Source organism: Halorhabdus tiamatea SARL4B (assembly GCF_000470655.1).
In the GTDB taxonomy this organism is placed as follows: domain Archaea; phylum Halobacteriota; class Halobacteria; order Halobacteriales; family Haloarculaceae; genus Halorhabdus; species Halorhabdus tiamatea.
The window spans coordinates 713,092-729,050 of the sequence record NC_021921.1; the positions used below are offsets into that span (position 1 = coordinate 713,092).

20 protein-coding genes are annotated in these 15,959 nt (G+C 63.4%); 8 read left to right on the forward strand and 12 right to left on the reverse strand.

Annotated features, from left to right (window positions below; all coding sequences use genetic code 11):
- Positions 1–9: 9 nt before the first annotated feature.
- On the forward strand, positions 10–588 hold the full coding sequence (locus HTIA_RS03710) for a DUF7110 family protein (protein WP_008527230.1): 579 nt from the start codon (positions 10–12) through the stop codon (positions 586–588).
- An 84-nt stretch (positions 589–672) separates the two neighbouring features.
- Positions 673–1,650: a phosphoadenosine phosphosulfate reductase family protein gene (locus HTIA_RS03715; RefSeq protein WP_008527231.1), complete on the forward strand. Its 978-nt coding sequence runs from the start codon at positions 673–675 to the stop codon at positions 1,648–1,650.
- A gap of 244 nt (positions 1,651–1,894) precedes the next feature.
- On the opposite strand, the gene HTIA_RS03720 is transcribed toward HTIA_RS03715, so the two are convergent.
- The 10 genes from HTIA_RS03720 to HTIA_RS16210 all read right to left on the reverse strand — a co-directional run bounded on the left by HTIA_RS03720 (position 1,895) and on the right by HTIA_RS16210 (position 8,871).
- Positions 1,895–2,182, reverse strand: coding sequence for a winged helix-turn-helix domain-containing protein (locus HTIA_RS03720; protein ID WP_008527232.1), 288 nt, complete (start codon positions 2,180–2,182; stop codon positions 1,895–1,897).
- 121 nt (positions 2,183–2,303) lie between these two features.
- Positions 2,304–3,140, reverse strand: coding sequence for an ABC transporter permease (locus HTIA_RS03725; RefSeq protein ID WP_008527234.1), 837 nt, complete (start codon positions 3,138–3,140; stop codon positions 2,304–2,306).
- On the reverse strand, positions 3,137–4,093 hold the full coding sequence (locus HTIA_RS03730; protein ID WP_008527235.1) for an ABC transporter ATP-binding protein: 957 nt from the start codon (positions 4,091–4,093) through the stop codon (positions 3,137–3,139). Before HTIA_RS03730 ends, HTIA_RS03725 begins: the two co-directional genes overlap by 4 nt.
- 543 nt (positions 4,094–4,636) lie before the next feature.
- Positions 4,637–5,074 carry a transcription elongation factor Spt5 gene (locus tag HTIA_RS03735; protein ID WP_008527236.1) on the reverse strand — a complete coding sequence of 146 codons (438 nt, stop codon included), beginning with the start codon at positions 5,072–5,074 and terminating at the stop codon, positions 4,637–4,639.
- Positions 5,074–5,247 (reverse strand): protein translocase SEC61 complex subunit gamma, encoded by a 174-nt coding sequence (locus HTIA_RS03740; protein WP_008527237.1) that lies wholly within the window; start codon positions 5,245–5,247, stop codon positions 5,074–5,076. Before HTIA_RS03740 ends, HTIA_RS03735 begins: the two co-directional genes overlap by 1 nt.
- 106 nt (positions 5,248–5,353) lie before the next feature.
- Positions 5,354–6,514 carry a cell division protein FtsZ gene (gene ftsZ / locus HTIA_RS03745; protein WP_008527238.1) on the reverse strand — a complete coding sequence of 387 codons (1,161 nt, stop codon included), beginning with the start codon at positions 6,512–6,514 and terminating at the stop codon, positions 5,354–5,356.
- 173 nt (positions 6,515–6,687) lie between these two features.
- Positions 6,688–7,326, reverse strand: a complete 639-nt coding sequence (locus tag HTIA_RS03750; protein WP_008527240.1) for an FAD-dependent oxidoreductase — start codon at positions 7,324–7,326, stop codon at positions 6,688–6,690.
- Between the two features lie 75 nt (positions 7,327–7,401).
- Entirely contained in the window at positions 7,402–7,872 is a 471-nt protein-coding gene (locus tag HTIA_RS16200; RefSeq protein WP_008527241.1) for a hypothetical protein, read from the reverse strand.
- 22 nt (positions 7,873–7,894) lie between these two features.
- Positions 7,895–8,455 carry a hypothetical protein gene (locus HTIA_RS16205; RefSeq protein ID WP_021029620.1) on the reverse strand — a complete coding sequence of 187 codons (561 nt, stop codon included), beginning with the start codon at positions 8,453–8,455 and terminating at the stop codon, positions 7,895–7,897.
- Positions 8,455–8,871 (reverse strand): hypothetical protein, encoded by a 417-nt coding sequence (locus HTIA_RS16210; RefSeq protein WP_021029619.1) that lies wholly within the window; start codon positions 8,869–8,871, stop codon positions 8,455–8,457. The genes HTIA_RS16205 and HTIA_RS16210 overlap by 1 nt, the downstream gene beginning before the upstream one ends.
- 91 nt (positions 8,872–8,962) lie before the next feature.
- On the opposite strand from HTIA_RS16210, the gene HTIA_RS03760 reads away from it, so the two are divergent.
- The 5 genes from HTIA_RS03760 to HTIA_RS03780 all read left to right on the forward strand — a co-directional run bounded on the left by HTIA_RS03760 (position 8,963) and on the right by HTIA_RS03780 (position 12,767).
- A complete protein-coding gene (locus HTIA_RS03760; protein ID WP_008527244.1) occupies positions 8,963–10,735 on the forward strand; it encodes a 2-oxoacid:acceptor oxidoreductase subunit alpha in 1,773 nt (590 codons plus the stop codon).
- A complete protein-coding gene (locus HTIA_RS03765; RefSeq protein WP_008527245.1) occupies positions 10,732–11,595 on the forward strand; it encodes a 2-oxoacid:ferredoxin oxidoreductase subunit beta in 864 nt (287 codons plus the stop codon). Before HTIA_RS03760 ends, HTIA_RS03765 begins: the two co-directional genes overlap by 4 nt.
- Before the next feature lie 65 nt (positions 11,596–11,660).
- Complete coding sequence (locus tag HTIA_RS03770) at positions 11,661–11,942, forward strand: hypothetical protein (protein ID WP_008527246.1); 282 nt, start codon at positions 11,661–11,663, stop codon at positions 11,940–11,942.
- Positions 11,943–12,033: 91 nt separating this feature from the next.
- On the forward strand, positions 12,034–12,354 hold the full coding sequence (locus tag HTIA_RS03775; protein WP_008527247.1) for a DUF5783 family protein: 321 nt from the start codon (positions 12,034–12,036) through the stop codon (positions 12,352–12,354).
- Between the two features lie 50 nt (positions 12,355–12,404).
- Positions 12,405–12,767, forward strand: coding sequence for a NifU family protein (locus HTIA_RS03780; RefSeq protein WP_008527248.1), 363 nt, complete (start codon positions 12,405–12,407; stop codon positions 12,765–12,767).
- Here HTIA_RS03780 and HTIA_RS03785 read toward each other — a convergent pair.
- The gene (locus HTIA_RS03785; RefSeq protein ID WP_008527250.1) at positions 12,764–13,648 is read right to left on the reverse strand and encodes a ketopantoate reductase family protein; all 885 of its coding nucleotides are present in this window, start codon (positions 13,646–13,648) and stop codon (positions 12,764–12,766) included. The two genes, HTIA_RS03780 and HTIA_RS03785, sit on opposite strands and share 4 nt — an antisense overlap.
- 100 nt (positions 13,649–13,748) lie before the next feature.
- Here HTIA_RS03785 and larC point away from each other — a divergent pair, with 100 nt between their 5' ends.
- Positions 13,749–15,032 (forward strand): nickel pincer cofactor biosynthesis protein LarC, encoded by a 1,284-nt coding sequence (larC, locus tag HTIA_RS03790; protein WP_008527251.1) that lies wholly within the window; start codon positions 13,749–13,751, stop codon positions 15,030–15,032.
- Between the two features lie 12 nt (positions 15,033–15,044).
- Here larC and HTIA_RS03795 read toward each other — a convergent pair whose 3' ends face one another.
- Positions 15,045–15,782 (reverse strand): hypothetical protein, encoded by a 738-nt coding sequence (locus HTIA_RS03795; RefSeq protein ID WP_008527253.1) that lies wholly within the window; start codon positions 15,780–15,782, stop codon positions 15,045–15,047.
- Positions 15,783–15,959: the final 177 nt, after the last annotated feature.

Sequence of the window (15,959 nt, forward strand, 5' to 3'; positions counted from 1 at the left end):
GTTCAAACCATGACGAGCCGCGTATACAGACTTCACTCGACGCTCGAACTGCCCCTCGAAGACGTCCACGATCACTTCGACGACCCGGACTTGCCCGAAGTGATCGACGATGTCGAAATAACACGCCGGAACAATACGCTTATCTTGAGCGCGATATCCGACGACGAGTCGATCAGCAAGTACACGCCGACGGCCCAGCTCAAGGCCAGCGTCACGGAAAACCGCGTCTACGAGGAAGAACCCGAACCGCCGCGAGGGACCGGTGGTGGCGGTCAGTGGGGTGCACTCGAAGAGGAAGAGGAGGAGATCGAATCCGAACTCGTCGAGTACGCCTGCTTCAAGGGCGATCGCGAGACGGTCCTCCAGAACACGACCCTGCAGTTCCCGATGTTCGAAGTCCTCTGTGACATCGCGGAGATCGCCGAGAAGGGGACCCTCACCGCGATCATCGCCGTCGACGGCGAGCTACAAGCCGTCCAGATCGTCGACGGCGAGCGAACGCCCGCCTCGATCACCGTCACCGAAGACCCTGCCGACGATCCGGGAGAGGACGGAGTCGACTGGCGCGACAACGAGTTTATCCACTGACCTCGCCCCGGTTGACGTGAAAGCCCCAACGAGTCGTTCGATTCGAAAGACTCATGCGATGGGTAATTATATCTAATTACACGCATGCCCAGCGAAGCTGACTTCCCCGTATACGTCGACGTGGACTACACCGACGGCGACGGCGAGAACCCCGCCGATTACCCGAGTACCGAGCACAAAATCGAGAAAGCAATCGAGGTCACGAGAGAAGGTCTCGAACAGTACGACAACCCAGTCGTGATGTGGACCGGGGGCAAGGACTCGACGCTGACGCTTTACTTCGTCAAGCAAGTCGCCGACCGCTTCGACCTCGAGGTTCCGCCGGTCGTGTTCATCGACCACTACCAGCACTTCGACGAACTCATGGACTTCGTCGAGCACTGGGCCGACGAGTGGGATCTCGACGTCATCTGGGCCCGGAACACCGACGTCGGCGAGTACGTCGACGAGCACGGCCTCGAACCTGGCGACGATATCCCGATCGAGGACCTCTCGGAGCACAACCAGCATCACGTCCGGAACATCCTCGAGTACGAGGAGGACACCTTCCCGTTCCTGCTTGACACCTACGTCGGCAATCACCTGCTGAAGACCGTCGCACTCAACGACGCCATCGAGGAGTACGACGTCGACGGCATTCTCTCCGGTGTGCGCTGGGACGAGCAGGAGGCCCGCGCCGACGAGACGTTCTTCAGCCCCCGCCACGACCCGGACATCTACCCGCCCCACGACCGGATCCAGCCGATCCTTCAGTTCGCCGAACCCGACGTCTGGGAGACCTTCTGGCACTTCGTGGTGCCGGACACGGTGGAGGAATTCCCCGAAGAGGGCTACGTCCCGCAGGGCCAGGACGACCTGCCCGAGGGCGTCCAGAAAGAGGACGTCCCGGTCAGTCCCAAGTACTTCGCCGGCTTCCGATCGCTCGGTAGCCAGGTCAGCACTGACAAGGCCGCCGAAGAGCCCGCCTGGCTCCAGGACATGGCCAACACGACCGAACGCGCCGGCCGCGCCCAGGACAAAGAAGACCTGATGGAACGGCTGCGCGATCTCGGCTACATGTAGAAGCGACCTTTTTACTTCAGGGGGTGTCCTCGCTCCGCTGCGGGCACCCGCTCTGCTCACGGACGCGGAGCGTCCGTTCGCACGGTCAGCGGGACCTTCGGTCCCGCTCGACTCGCAAAAAGCTCGGCCAAAAAGGCCGGACGCTCCCTTCGGTCGCGTCCGGTGCGTCGGGCTCACTGGCTCGCGGCTAAGTGATCACTGGAGCTTTTGCCAGCCTTCGCCTGAAACGTGAGCGAGCAGTCGTTTATTCGTCCAAACTCTCGATCAGCGCCTCTAGCTGGCCAACGTGGTCCTCGAACGTCTCGCGGCCGTGATCGGTGAGTCGGTAGGTCGTCTGTGGGGAATCGTCGACGAACTGTTTTTCGACGTCGACGCAGTCGGCCTCCGCAAGTTTGTTCATGTGGCTGGCGAGGTTTCCCTCCGTCAGATCGAGTTCGTCGACGATCTCCGAGAAGGCCGCCTCGTCGTGGCGGTAGAGGTAGGCGAAGATTTGCAGGCGGGTCGGCTGGTGGACGAGTGTGTCGAAGTCCATGAATCACCGTCTCAGGTAGGCGTACGCGACGACGTGCTCGGCGAGCCCCATCGCGCCCTTGCTGTCGTCGAGTTGTCGCCGGAGATCCGCCGGATCGATGTCTTCCGCAGTCATGGAACGATCACCCCAGTTGCGCACCCCGGAAGCGCCAGTAGCCGACGGCCAGGGGGACGACGGCCCATGCCAGCAATATCACGACGCTGAACCAGGGGTCGAGATAGACGGGCTGGCCGGCGTCCTGGGGCGGGAGTTGCGGGTACTTGCTGGGATCGAAGATGAAGTACATCGTGTTCAAGTGCGATCCCGCCGGCGTGAGGTTGAACACGAAGCTGTAGAAGTGCTCGCCGAGTTCGAGGCCGAGCGTCTCCGCGAAGAGGAACCGTAACGCGCCGACGAGCGAGAAGTCCCCGAAGACGATCAGGACGTCCGTGAGCACGTAGAACCCGGCCGCGCCGGCGATCGCCCGCGATCGGGTGTCCGTCGCTGCGGAGATGGCGATCGAGGGGCCGACGTACGCGCCGACGAAGACGATCGACAGGACGACGAACGCCCCCGAGACGCCGGGTTCGAGGCTGGGGTACATCACGACCGCGATGGCCCCGCCGACGACGAACGCGACGAGCAGCGACCCGACGATCAGCAGGGTCCGGGAGAGGAACTTCCCCGCCACCACCGCCGCGCGCGAAGTCGGCTGGCTCAACAGAAACGCGACCGTATTGGACTCGCGCTCGCCCGCGATAGCCAGGTAACTCCCGGCGATGGCGATCAGCGGGAGGAGCAGCGTCGTCAGGAAGAACTGGTTGAACACCGCGGTTGCGAGGTCGGGTTCGGCGGCCGTCCCCTCCGCGTAGAGGATCAGCGCCGTGAACGCGACGTAGATCCCCATCACGCCCCACAGCAGTTTCGAGCGCCGAACGTCACGGAAATCGTTCCGGGCGACGGTGAGCGTCTGGCTCATGCTGTCACCTCCGCGGACGACCCGTCCGAGTCATCTCCCGTCCGCGTCAGTGACTCCCCGTTGGCGTAGCGATCGAACAGCGCCTCGAGGGAGGCCGGCTCGGAGATGACATCCCGGATTTCGGCGACCTGATCGACGCGGCGAATGACCTCGATCTTCGCGCCGGCATCAGTGACCAGCGTGGAGAGCGTGTTGTCCTCGACAGTCACTGACGCGACGCCGTCGAGATCACTGAGGTCGAGATTCTCCGGCACCTCGTCGACCCGGATCGAGAGCGGCGAATGCGTCTCGGTCCCGTCTCTGAGTTCGTCGATCGTCCCCTCGGCAACCAAGGCACCATCGACCAAAATCCCGATCCGATCACAGACGGCCTCGACCTCCGAGAGGATGTGACTCGAGAAGAACACGGTCGTCCCGTCAGCGGATTCCTCGCGAATGAGATCGCGTAATTCGGCCATCCCGCGCGGATCGAGTCCCGAGGAGGGTTCGTCGAGGATCAGTAGTTCGGGATCGCCGACCAGCGCACAGGCCAGCGCGAGGCGTTGCTCCATCCCGGTCGAGAAGCCACCGGCCGGTCGGTCCCAGGCATCCCGAGTGAGTCCCACTCTGTCGAGGAGCGCGTCCGGGTCGACCTGGACGTCCTTGAGGTCGGCCGCGTACCGGACGTGCTCGCGGGCAGTGAGCCGCTCGTACGGCGAAAACGCCTCCGGAAGGACGCCGATCCGTCGACGGAGCGCCTGCGATTCGGTCACGATGTCGTGACCCAGCACCGTCGCTGAACCCGACGAGGGGTCGAGGAAGCCAAGCAGGAGGTTGATCGTCGTGGACTTCCCGGCCCCGTTCGGGCCGAGAAAGCCGTAGACCTCGCCGGACTCGACAGTGAGATCCAGCCCGTCGAGGGCTGTCAAATCACCGTAGTTCTTGTGCAAGCCGTCGATCTCGATGGCAGTCATCCACGGACACCTCCCGAGAGCGGCCGGCTCGAGTCTCGCCTCGATGCGACTCGACGCTCGCGACCAGCAGTACCACGTCGACTCGTGGGAAGGGCCGTCACGACAGGGGGGTTCATGCGTGCGATTCCGTTATCTGGCCGCCGTTGAATATACTTTGGGCTGCAAATCGACTTTTCAATGCAAAGTTTGCCGGATCGAGACAGCTCGAGCTGTGTCAGTGTGCTGTGGCTCGACAAAAGTAGCAGGACACACGCAAATGTCGAAGTCGTGCCGGCTCACATCACGCAGAAACACGGAAAGGAACTTCAAACCCCTGCGTGGGGGTAATAACCGCGCTTCAGTAGCACACGGCTCGCTTCACTCGCCGTTCGATCTCTTCGAGGAATGCTGAACGAAGTGAAGCGTTCCTCCTATCCGTTCACGCGCGCAGAGCGCCCGTTCACGTGGTCCGAGGAGCGCTTCCCTGCGGTCAGCGCTCCTCGCTGTCCGCTCGCGGGTCGTTTCACTCCCCGCTCGCACTTTTCGAGGAACGGTTCGCTACGCTCACCGTTCCTCGCTATCCAGTACCCGAATCTGGTCCCCACGAACCGTCACGGGAATCGGAACCGTCGCCTCGTAGAGTTCGACAGTGACCTGGTCTTTGCCCTCGTCGATGCGCTGGACCTGGGCCTTCTCGCCCTTGAACGGGCCGGCGATGAGCTCGACGATGTCACCCTCGGCGATCCCCTCGACGTCCGGCGTCGGCGAGAGGAAGTGCTCGACCTCCTTGATCGAGGACTTGCCCTGGACGACGCCGTTGGCGTGGGGGATCTCGTCGAGAATGCGTTCGAACACCGAGGCGTCGTCGGCCTCGACCATGACGTAGGAGGTGAGGCTGTCCGGCGCGAGTGCCGCGTGAACCGAATCCTCCTCGCGGTTCATGATCATGTCGGCGACGGTGCGCTCCTGGCTGGCCGTGGTCTTGACGGCGAAGATACCCATCACAGACCACCTGTGATCGGGGTCATGAGGACGAAGATCACGAACCCGAGCAATCCAACCAGGAGGATGCCCGCGCCCGCGATCTTCGCGATCTGGGAGAACTCCTGCCAGGAGGGGGTACTCGCGAGCTTGAGTACCCGCACGTATGACGTGAGATCGTACGGAACGTCCATACCGGAGGGTTGCAACTCGGGGCTTTTCTATCTATTGATGCCTCTCGGCAGTGAGAACGGGCAATCGAGCAACCAGCGGGCAAGGAACCAACGAACGAGGGGAGCGCTACTCGACGTAGTCGATGTCGTCACCCATGCGCTGGGCGGCCTTCTCGCGTTCGGCCTCGCTCTTGCCGTAGATCTGTGGACTCTCGACGCCCGTGACGACGATCATTGTCTCCATCTGTCCGTCGTGTTCGTGGTTGACCGACGCGCCCCAGATGATCCGGGCGTCGGGATCGATCCGATCGTAGATCTCCTCGACGACGCCCTCTGCCTCCTCGATGGACATGTCCGGCCCACCGACGACGTTGACCAGCGCGGAGTTCGCACCGTCGAACTCCACGTCCAGCAGCGGCGAACGCAGGGCCGAGCGAATCGAGTCCTGGGCCTTGTTCTCCGAATCGGATTCGCCGAGACCGATCATCGCGACGCCACCGTTCTCCATGATGGTGCGAACGTCGGCGAAGTCGACGTTGACCAGACCGGGCTTGGTGATGAGTTCCGTCATGCCCTTGACCGAGCGCATGAGCACGCGGTCACAGATCTTGAAGGCGTCCTGTAGCGGCATCGACGGCGCGTAATCGAGCAGTCGATCGTTCGGCACGACGATCACGGTATCGCTGACGGCCCGAAGCCGCTCGAGACCGGCGTCGGCGTTCGCCCGACGGCGCTCACCCTCCGCAGTGAAGGGGATCGTGACGATCGAGATCGTCAGTGCCCCGGCGTCCTGGGCCGCCTGGGCGATGACCGGCGCCGAGCCGGTCCCGGTCCCGCCGCCGAGTCCGGCGGTGACGAACACCATGTCCGAGCCGTCGATGGACTGCTGGATGTCCTCGATGTTCTCCTGGGCGGCCTCCTCGCCGATCTTCGGCACCGACCCGGCTCCGCGGCCGCCGGTGCGCTTCTTGCCGATCAGGATCTTCGTGTCGGCCTTGACCTCGTCGGCGAGGTGCTGGGCGTCGGTGTTGGCCGCGACGAGTTTCGCGCCGTGGATCCCCTCTTCCATCATGCGCGTGACGGTGTTGCCCCCGGCCCCGCCGGCCCCCACGACCGTGATCTTGGTCTCTAAGTCCTCGACGACGTCGGCGAGTTCCTCGTCGGTCATCTGGCCGGACGTCGCAGGCTCTTCGGTCGCGGTGTCTGTCGGTTCGTCGTGCTCCTCGACCGACGGCTCCTCGGGGTCGTCGTCGGTCTCCTCCATGGCGTCGTCGATGATAGAGTCCATATTTAAATGATTCGTAGCGGGTCAGGACTAATTATCTTTCCCCTCCGGTCCGACGCACGTCAGACAGCCACACGGTTGGTTCGGCACCCAAGCGTGTCGAAATGGGGAGTTCCGTGCTGTCGGTCGCCCGCCGTTGACCGGCGATGTACACCGCAGTGATCGGGTCGAACTCCCTAGCCGAAGTTCTCGACTTTGGCCGCCTCGGCGTCGCCACCGGCCGTTTCGATCGCGTCGGTCGCCACGTCCAGGAAGTCCGCGAAACCGTAGACGAACACTTGCTCTGCTGGATCGCCCGTGATCGACTCACGGGCCGCATCGGCGACAGCCCCGTCGGTTTCGATGACCCGGACGAACGCCCCCCTGTCGGCGAGGGCGTCCAGCCGTTCGCGGTGGATCGGCTCGTCGTCGCGGTAGACCAGTGCGGCCCCGCCGCCGTCATCGAGTGCTCGTTCGGCGATCCCGATCGCGGGGCCGACACCGGGGCCGCCCGCGAGGACGACCACGCGGTCCTCGCCCTCGTAGTAGGCGCTCCCGAACGGCCCCGATATCGCCACTTCATCACCGGGTGAGAGGTCGGCGATGTGGGGACCGAGTTCACCGTCAGGATCGATCCCGACGGTGATTTCGAAGGTCGCCTCGACGTCGGGTGAGGAGACGGTGTAAAAGCGGGATTCGTCGCTCACTGCGGGCAGCGAGAACGTCACGAACTGGCCGGGGGCAGCGTCGAAGTCCGTCGGCGTCTCCAGGTCGATCGCCACCGCGTCGGAGCCGACCGAGCGAACGGCGCTGACGGTCGTGGTTGTTCGGTCCATGTGGGAGCTACGGCCGGAGTTGCCAATGCCGTTTGGTTGCGATACAGCCTCCGATTCGAGTCGGCCCACGATTCATCACTCCGCGGAAGAGCTTGCACACCCGTAGAACAGTCGGAGGTCCCCCCTGCCTTGGGCAGCGTTGTCGAGTTCTCTGTCCGGCGTCGGCCCACCGACTTCGATTCGCAGACTCACATTGTTCGGTTCGCTACAACCGTCGGGATATTCGGAGGGGAATGCAGACTGTACTGGAGCCCACTCAAACTGTTTCGTCGCTCCGTCTTCGGTCGTAATGCCGATGTTTGCAGGGGATCCCGATATCCGTCTGTTCTCGTCTGCAGTGTTCGACGTAAGCTGATACTCACGATCGAAAATAGTCTCACCTTGTGAATTCTTGACGACAATGGAAATCTCTCGTGTGGTATTGGAGAGATTCAGCACGCTGATCGAGTGGCCCTCCCGCTCAGACGCATTCAGACAGCCGGTGAATCCACTAAGAACAGCCGAGATACCACCGATTATCAGAGTCCTGCGTGCTACGTCAACCATGGTAGGTTATGATCGGTTGCCACTATCTCCCGTATCCGTCATCCACATCACCTTCCGTCAACTTCATAATTGTGTCCCCATCTCCTTCTGTGCTGGTCATCTCTTTTTTTGTTTCTGTTTCCCCATCATACACGATAGAGATCCCACTGGGTCCAACTCCGATTGAATAATCGACATCAGAGTCATTCCAGGTGTGAATGTATTCCCCTCTGACCCATCTTTCGTCAGGATCGTAATCACCGACTGGTTCTACGCGTACCGATGCACTGCAGTAATCGTTTCCTGGCTGGTGATCATTGACGCTGAATCCCACACCGTGAGATAGATCATCGTCCTCGGCAGTGACATTGCCAGTAGTCGAAGTAGTCTCAGATAGACTGTTTGAATAGAAGTCCCACTTATTTGGATTATAATAAATGCCAGCAACGTCTTCTGGTTCGTACCCATTACTGTCAAACCATGCATCACCATCATATGTCCACTCCATATTTATTTGATAACTTCCATCGATAAGCCTCCATAGATAGAAGGACAAACAGATATCGCAGTCTTCTTCAGTTCCATCAACATTGTCAAACCCCATTATTTCCCCCCTCCCATCTCGTCATCATCAAATTTAAATCCGTACGTATTACCTGCAAAGCTAATCTGCTTGTTTTTGAGGAAATTGTGAACCGCCTTTTCACCAGCATTCCGACGGATTTTCTTCGCTTGCTCCAATGTTTTTTTACCCTTCTTGTTATTTTTTTCTTTTGCCTGGGTGCTCTTTACAGCGGACACAGCAACTGGGACCCCTGCTCCGACAGTTGTGACTGACTGTAGGAATCTTCGACGATTCGTCAAAATGTCTTTTCCAGCCGCATTCCCTGATTGCATTTTTCCATCGGACATCTTAACCACATATTCGTATGAGTACCACAGGTAATTATATTTTTTGGTATCATATACAACCCAATGTAGTAGTGAATAGTTTACGCAAGGATTGCCGAGGAGTGACATAACATGAAATGATGTACTCCAGTCCCGATACGCCACCTGTCCTGCAGGTTGCAGAAGGCTTTTTCTCGGTGGCGGGATAGTTCGGACCTACATGGTAAACGATCTCAATTGGGCCATCGGCGGGGAGGCGGGCGACGGGATCGACTCGACGGGCAAGATCTTCGCCCGGGCGCTCTCACGAGCGGGTCGCCACGTCTTCACCTCCAAGGACTTCGCCTCGCGCATCCGGGGCGGATACACCGCGTATAAAGTCCGGACGGCCGTCGAGCGCGTCGAGAGCGTCGTCGATCGCCTCGACGTCCTGATCGCGCTCACCGAGCGGACCATCGACGAGAACCTCGACGAGCTCCAGGAGGGCAGCGTCATCATCTACGACGGCGAGCAGACGACGATGGCCGACGTCGAGGTTCCCGAGGGCATGATCGGCCTGGAGATCCCCCTCAACAGTCTCGCCGAGGAGGCCGGCGGGGCGATCATGCGCAACGTCGTCGCGCTGGGAGCCGCAAGCGAGGTCGCCGGGTTCCCCGTCGAATTCCTCGATGAAGCCCTCGTCAAGCGCTTCGGCGAGAAGGGCGAAGCCATCGTCGCCAACAACCGCGAGGCCGCCCGCCTGGGCCGTGATTTCGTCCGCGAGGAGACCGATTACAGCGACGAGTTCACCCTGGAGACAACCGACGAAGACTACGTCCTGCTCAACGGCGACGAGGCCATCGGCATGGCCGCTATCGCCGCCGGGTGTCGCTTCTACGCGGGCTATCCGATCACGCCCGCGACGGACATCATGGAGTACCTCACCGGTCGGATCGAGGCCTTCGGCGGCGCGGTCGTCCAGGCCGAAGACGAGCTCTCGGCGATCAACATGGCACTCGGTGCGGCCCGGGCCGGTGCGCGGGCGATGACCGGCACCTCCGGGCCGGGGATCGACCTGATGAGCGAGACCTTCGGCCTCGTCGCCACCAGCGAGACGCCGCTGGTCATCGCCAACGTGATGCGCTCGGGTCCCTCGACGGGGATGCCGACAAAGCAGGAGCAGGGCGACCTGAACGCGATGCTCTACGGCGGGCACGGCGAGATCCCGCGGTTCGTCCTCGCGCCGACGACGATCGGGGAATGTTTCGACAAGACCGTCGAGGCGTTCAACCTCGCCGAAAAGTACCAGCTCCCGGTCTACCTGACTGCAGACCTCGCACTGGCAGTCACCGAACAGACCTACTCGCCCGAACGCTTCGACATGGACGCGGTTGAAATCGACCGTGGGAACGTCGTCGACCCCGACGCGGTCGAGGAGTGGCTCGACGAAAAGGGACGCTTCCGGGCCCACGCCGCGACCGAGGACGGCATCAGCCCCCGGGCACTGCCGGGAACGCCCGACGCCGCACACATGACGACTGGCCTCGAGCACGACGAACTGGGCCGCCGGACCGAGGAGGAGGATATCCGCGTCGAGCAAGTAAAGAAGCGCCAGCGGAAGGTCGAGACGGCCCGCGAACGAGAGGGCTTCGAGTATCGGGAATTCGGTGATCCCGACGCCGACACGCTCGTGATCTCCTGGGGTTCGAACGAGGGCGCGATGCGCGAGGCGCTGGGGATGCTCGACGATCGAGACGTCGACGTCCGGTTCCTCTCGGTGCCATATATCTATCCGCGGCCTGACCTGACCGACGAGGTCGAATCGGCCGAGGACGTCATCGTCGTCGAGTGCAACGCGACGGGGCAGTTCGCGGACCTGATCGAGCACGACACGCTGACGCGCGTCCAGCGCGTCACGAAGTACACGGGCGTCCGGTTCAAGGCCGACGAACTCGCCGACGAGATCGAGGCGGCGGTCGCTGGCGAACGCGCCCCACAGGAGGTACGACGATGAGTTCTGACACGCACTTCACGGACTTCAAATCCGACAAGCAACCGACCTGGTGTCCCGGCTGCGGTGACTTCGGGACGATGAACGGCATGATGAAAGCCCTCGCGGAGACCGGCAACGACCCCGACAACACGTTCCTCGTCGCCGGGATCGGCTGTTCGGGCAAGATCGGGACGTACATGCACAGCTACGCGCTGCACGGCGTCCACGGCCGCGCCCTGCCGGTCGGGACGGGCGTGAAACTCGCCAACCCCGACCTGGAAGTGATGGTCGCCGGCGGCGACGGCGACGGCTACTCGATCGGCGTCGGCCACTTCATCCACGCCGTCCGGCGGAACATCGACATCACCTACGTCGTGATGGACAACCGGATCTACGGCCTGACGAAGGGCCAGGCCTCGCCCACCTCGCGCCAGGGCTTCGAGACCGCGACGTCGCCGGAGGGCACCGTCGAGCCGCCGGTCAACCCGCAGGCGCTCGCACTCGCCGCCGGCGGAACCTTTATCGCCCAGTCCTTTTCCTCGGACTCCCAGCGCCACGCCGAACTGGTACAGCAAGCCATCGAACACGACGGCTTTGGCTTCGTGAACGTCTATTCGCCCTGCGTGACGTTCAACGACGTCGACACCTACGACTACTTCCGGGATGCGATCGTCGACCTCGAGGAGACCGATCACGACCCCGGCAACTACGAGGCTGCCAAGGACCGCATCATGGACCCGGGGACCGAACACATCGGCATCCTCTATCAGAACGAGGACAGCGTCCCCTTCAGCGAGCGCGAGGGGATCGACCGGAACATGGCGGACATCCCCGACGGCGCGCCAGAGCGCGCCGATCGGCTGGTTCGGGAGTTCTACTGAACGCGCGGTGTCGTCAGTGATCGCCCCAAGGTTATAAACGAGCGGCCGAAGTACCGGACGAACTGATGACAGCGGACACCACACCCCCGATCACCGACGACGACCGACTCCTGCTTGGCGCGGGATTTGCCTTCGGGGTGATGACGACGCTCATCGTCCTGGTACTCGTTCTCGTGATGGACGGAACGCTCGCCACCGGCGAGCTCGTGACGACGCCTGAGGGGCTCATCGCGATCGCGGGGATCGTCTTCGCGGGGATCCTCGGGATCGCACTGTACGTCCTCGCGTTCCCCGACAACCGCGCCAACATTCCGATCGCAGCCGACGACGAACGGCCGCGGGAGTGACGCCTGCCCGGTCGAGCGACCACGGACGCGAACTCGACGAGTAGGCTGCCGGCGACGCCGGGTTTTTGCCCGGCTTCGAGAAACACCATGCATGACCGACTTCGACCCGGACCGCTTTACCGACAAGTACGAGCACTACTTCACCGAGCTCCAGCAGGCCTACCGTCAGGCGTTCGAGGCGATGTCCGAACGCCACGACTCGGATCTGATCCACGGGATCGACCAGCGGATCCTCGCCGAGAGCGAACCCTTTTATGAGGAAGACGGTCGTTTTCGGATCGAACTACCCGAGGATGCCACCGACCGACTCCCCGACGTGGACGCCGACCGGCTCGAGACGGTCCTCGGAGAGTACACCGACGAACTCGCCACCCAGCTACAGGCTGTCTTCGACGTCGAGGACAACCGGTAATTGTCACAGTCCAAAGGCCTAAACCCACAGCTAGGCAACCCAAAGATACAATGAGTACAGAGTCACAGGAAGGGTCGTCCGATCTCGAACAGCGCGTCGTCAACTTCCTGCGGCGCAACTTCCCCCAGATCCAGATGCACGGTGGGAGTGCAGCCGTCCAGGATCTCGACGCGGAGGCCGGCGAGGTGACGATCATGCTCGGCGGGGCCTGCAGCGGGTGTGGCATCTCGCCGATGACGGTCCAGGCGATCAAGTCCCGCATGACCAAGGAGATCCCGGAGATCGACACCGTCCACGCCAACACCGGCATGGGCGGTGGCGGCATGGGCGGGATGGAAGAACCGTCCAGCCCCGGCGACTCCCGCGGCGGGAGTCTGGACGGCGACGACGAAGGCCCGAGCGCGCCGTTCTAATCCCGCAGATTTCTCTCCCGTTCCCAGCCACCCAGGAGCGCCGCCAGCATGTCGTTGACCGGCGTGTCGACGTCGCTGTCGGCCACATACCCGTTGATCGCGTCGACCTCCGTCCGGCGTCCGGCCTGGACGTCCCGGTACATCGACGACTCGTTGTCTGCAGTCGCCTCGACGACGGATTCGAGTGCTGCGATCGCGTCGTCCTCACTGAGATCGACGCCGCGCTCTCTCGCGACGCGGGCGGTCTCGCGGGCGGCCCGCCGCGCCACCTCCGCGAGTGGGGGGTCCGCCAGCGCACCGTTGGGCACGCGAGCCAGCGCCGTCGTCGCGTTGATCCCGGCGTTGACGGCGAGTTTCTCCCAGAGCCGTCGCGGCATGTCGGCAGCGACAGTCGTCTCGATCCCGGCTTCCCGAAAGGCGTCGCCGATCCGATCTGCCAGCGCGCTCTGCCCATCGTCTGGCGGACCCAGAACGACCTCGCCGCGGCCGGTACATCGGACACCCCCCGGTTCGGCCTGGATCGCGCCGTAGGTCGCCGTGCCGGCGAGGATGTCAGTATCGAGCGCCGCCAGCCGTTCCTCATTGCCCATCCCGTTTTGCAGCGAGAGGACGCCATCGCAATCACAGCCGGAAAGTGCCTCGACAGCCGCGGGCGTGTCGTATGCCTTGACAGTCACGATCGCCAGGTCGGTGGCATCGGGGACCGTCGTCGAGGCCTGGGGACGGACCACGTCATCGATCTCGCCAGTAATCCGCAGGCCGTCTTCGCGCACTGCCCGGACGTGCTCCTCGCGGCCGACCAACGTGACAGCGTGTTCGCGAGCGAGCAGCCCACCCAGGAGACTCCCGAGGCTGCCCGCGCCGAAGACGACGACGTCCATTGGTGGCGCTCGGGCCGGCGAGGACAAGTCAGTACCGACCCGGGCAACAGCCCGAGCGAACAAACCAGCGCTTTTTGTCGCGCGTCGCCTCCGATCGGACATGCACACGCTCGCGTTCGACGGCCGAATGGGTGCCAGCGGCGACATGATTCTGGGGGCGCTGCTCGACGCCGGCGCGGACCCGGACGTCCTCACACCCGTCGAGGACGCCCTCGGGGTCGAGTACGTCGTCGAACGGACCACGACGGAAAGTATCGACGCGGCGAGTGTCGACGTGCGCTATTCGGCTGATGCTGACGTTCAGAGCCACGGTCACGAGCATGAGGGCGAACACGGCCATGACCACGGCCAGAGCGATCACGCCACCCAGGCACACGAACCCACCGCCGAGGGACACGGCCCGACGCGGAGCTACGAGGAGGTCCGCAACGTCGTCGAAGGGATGGGACTGCCGGACGCCGTCGAGAACCGTGCACTGGCGATCTTCGAGCGCCTGGGCGAAGCCGAGTCGGCCGTCCACGGCACCGATCTCGACGCGACGCACTTCCACGAGGTCGGGGCGGACGACGCCATCGCCGACGTCGTCGGCGCGAGTCTGTTGCTCGCGGACCTCGATCCCGAGAAGGTCGTCACAACGCCACTTTCGGCCGGTGACGGCGAAGTTCGGATGGCTCACGGAACGACGACCGTTCCCGCACCGGCCGTCGTCGAGATCGCCGCCGACGCGGAGTACTCGATCAACGGTGGCCCCCTCGAGCGCGAACTCCTGACGCCGACTGGCGCGGCGATCCTCGCGGAAGTCGCCGAGGGCGTCGAGACGCTCCCCGCCATGGACGTGACGACGGTTGGCTACGGCGCGGGCGACCACGACACGGGCGAGCGGGCAAATGCACTTCGAGTGCTCGTCGGCGAGACGACCGGTGAGCTTCGGCGAGAGGAAATCGCCGTGCTGGAGACGAACGTCGACGACGCCAGCCCGGAGATGCTCGGCGCGCTCCAGGAGACGCTAACTGCGGTCGGGGCCCGCGACGTCTCGATTCTCCCGGCGACGATGAAGAAGTCCCGACCCGGCCATCTGATCAAGGTGGTCGTCAAACCGGCGGACGCCGACCGCGTGGCCCGACGGCTCGCAGAGGAGACCGGCACGCTCGGGATTCGTGAGCACGGGGCCGGTCACCGCTGGGTCGCCGAGCGAGAGACGCGGACGGTCGATCTGGTGATCGACGGCGAAACCTACGCGGTCGACGTGAAGATCGCCAGCGACCGTGAGGGGGTGTGGCTCGATGCGAGCGCGGAGTACGAGGACGCACTGGCAGTCGCCCGTGAGACGGATCGGCCAGTCAGGGAGATCATGGCCCGGGCCGAGCGGGCGCTCGACAGCTAGGCCCCGAAACGGTCACTTCTCGTCGGAGCGATGCTCCGCGAGCGCTTCCTCGATGGTCAACTCGCCGGCGGCGACCCGGCGAGCCAGCCGTTCGTCGATCGCCCGGTTGTCCGCGCCGGCCTCCCGCGAGCGCTCTTTGATCCGCTGGAGTTCCCCCGCGGTCGGCTCGATATCGATCGAATCGACGCGCTCGCCCTCGATCCGGGCGATGTTGACGGCCGCGAGTACGTCGCCCATGCCCCGTGTGCCAGTGCCGAGGTAGGGCGTCGTTCCAGTCTCGTCGACCACCTCGACGGGGACGTCGGCGAGGTCGTCGACGATGCGGGAACCGATCAGTCGAGCACCGTCGCCGATCCGAACCAGCGGGTCAGTTGCCTCCTCGACTTCCCGGCGAACCACCTCGCCGACCTGATCGGCCGGAACCTGGAAGGCCCCGATCACCACCTCGCCAGCGAGGACGGCAATCCCCGGTTTCTCGCCGGGGTCGACCCCGACCACGATCCGCCCGGCTTCGCCACGCATGATCGCCAGGAGATCCTCGACGGCCCGCCGCGGTTCGGCGGGATTGGCTTCGACGACTGCGACGGCGTCGGGCACCGTAACCGCGTCGTTGGGGCCGACGACGACAGCCTCGGTCCGATCGGGGAGACTCTCGTCTGGTTCGATGGTGGTGAACGTCACGCCGCGGTCGCGCAGCTCCGTGACCACGCCGTGGTAGAGTTCGAAGTCCGCGGTAGCGACGACGATCACTGACGATCCGTTTGATGCCAGGGGAAATAAAGCCGCCGAGGTCGGAAACCGTGGCTACGAGGTATCGATCCGCGGGGTTTTGGCCCCTGACCGCCAGACGAGGACCACCCAGTATGTGATCGGTCTCAACCGGCCCTGACGCCGTCGGTCGACCGTCGGCCCGCATGTTGTGGGCTG

What these genes read in the sequence shown, in the direction of transcription:
- HTIA_RS03735 (WP_008527236.1), bottom strand. Translation starts at nt 5,074, where the DNA reads ATGGGTATCTTCGCCGTCAAGACCACGGCCAGCCAGGAGCGCACCGTC.
- HTIA_RS16210 (WP_021029619.1), bottom strand. Translation starts at nt 8,871, where the DNA reads ATGTCACTCCTCGGCAATCCTTGCGTAAACTATTCACTACTACATTGG.
- HTIA_RS03770 (WP_008527246.1), top strand. Translation starts at nt 11,661, where the DNA reads ATGACAGCGGACACCACACCCCCGATCACCGACGACGACCGACTCCTG.
- HTIA_RS03720 (WP_008527232.1), bottom strand. Translation starts at nt 2,182, where the DNA reads ATGGACTTCGACACACTCGTCCACCAGCCGACCCGCCTGCAAATCTTC.
- HTIA_RS16205 (WP_021029620.1), bottom strand. Translation starts at nt 8,455, where the DNA reads ATGGGGTTTGACAATGTTGATGGAACTGAAGAAGACTGCGATATCTGT.
- HTIA_RS03740 (WP_008527237.1), bottom strand. Translation starts at nt 5,247, where the DNA reads ATGGACGTTCCGTACGATCTCACGTCATACGTGCGGGTACTCAAGCTC.
- HTIA_RS03715 (WP_008527231.1), top strand. Translation starts at nt 673, where the DNA reads ATGCCCAGCGAAGCTGACTTCCCCGTATACGTCGACGTGGACTACACC.
- HTIA_RS03765 (WP_008527245.1), top strand. Translation starts at nt 10,732, where the DNA reads ATGAGTTCTGACACGCACTTCACGGACTTCAAATCCGACAAGCAACCG.
- HTIA_RS16200 (WP_008527241.1), bottom strand. Translation starts at nt 7,872, where the DNA reads ATGGTTGACGTAGCACGCAGGACTCTGATAATCGGTGGTATCTCGGCT.
- HTIA_RS03725 (WP_008527234.1), bottom strand. Translation starts at nt 3,140, where the DNA reads ATGAGCCAGACGCTCACCGTCGCCCGGAACGATTTCCGTGACGTTCGG.
- HTIA_RS03775 (WP_008527247.1), top strand. Translation starts at nt 12,034, where the DNA reads ATGACCGACTTCGACCCGGACCGCTTTACCGACAAGTACGAGCACTAC.
- ftsZ (WP_008527238.1), bottom strand. Translation starts at nt 6,514, where the DNA reads ATGGACTCTATCATCGACGACGCCATGGAGGAGACCGACGACGACCCC.
- HTIA_RS03780 (WP_008527248.1), top strand. Translation starts at nt 12,405, where the DNA reads ATGAGTACAGAGTCACAGGAAGGGTCGTCCGATCTCGAACAGCGCGTC.
- HTIA_RS03730 (WP_008527235.1), bottom strand. Translation starts at nt 4,093, where the DNA reads ATGACTGCCATCGAGATCGACGGCTTGCACAAGAACTACGGTGATTTG.
- HTIA_RS03710 (WP_008527230.1), top strand. Translation starts at nt 10, where the DNA reads ATGACGAGCCGCGTATACAGACTTCACTCGACGCTCGAACTGCCCCTC.
- HTIA_RS03760 (WP_008527244.1), top strand. Translation starts at nt 8,963, where the DNA reads ATGGTAAACGATCTCAATTGGGCCATCGGCGGGGAGGCGGGCGACGGG.
- HTIA_RS03750 (WP_008527240.1), bottom strand. Translation starts at nt 7,326, where the DNA reads ATGGACCGAACAACCACGACCGTCAGCGCCGTTCGCTCGGTCGGCTCC.
- HTIA_RS03785 (WP_008527250.1), bottom strand. Translation starts at nt 13,648, where the DNA reads ATGGACGTCGTCGTCTTCGGCGCGGGCAGCCTCGGGAGTCTCCTGGGT.
- larC (WP_008527251.1), top strand. Translation starts at nt 13,749, where the DNA reads ATGCACACGCTCGCGTTCGACGGCCGAATGGGTGCCAGCGGCGACATG.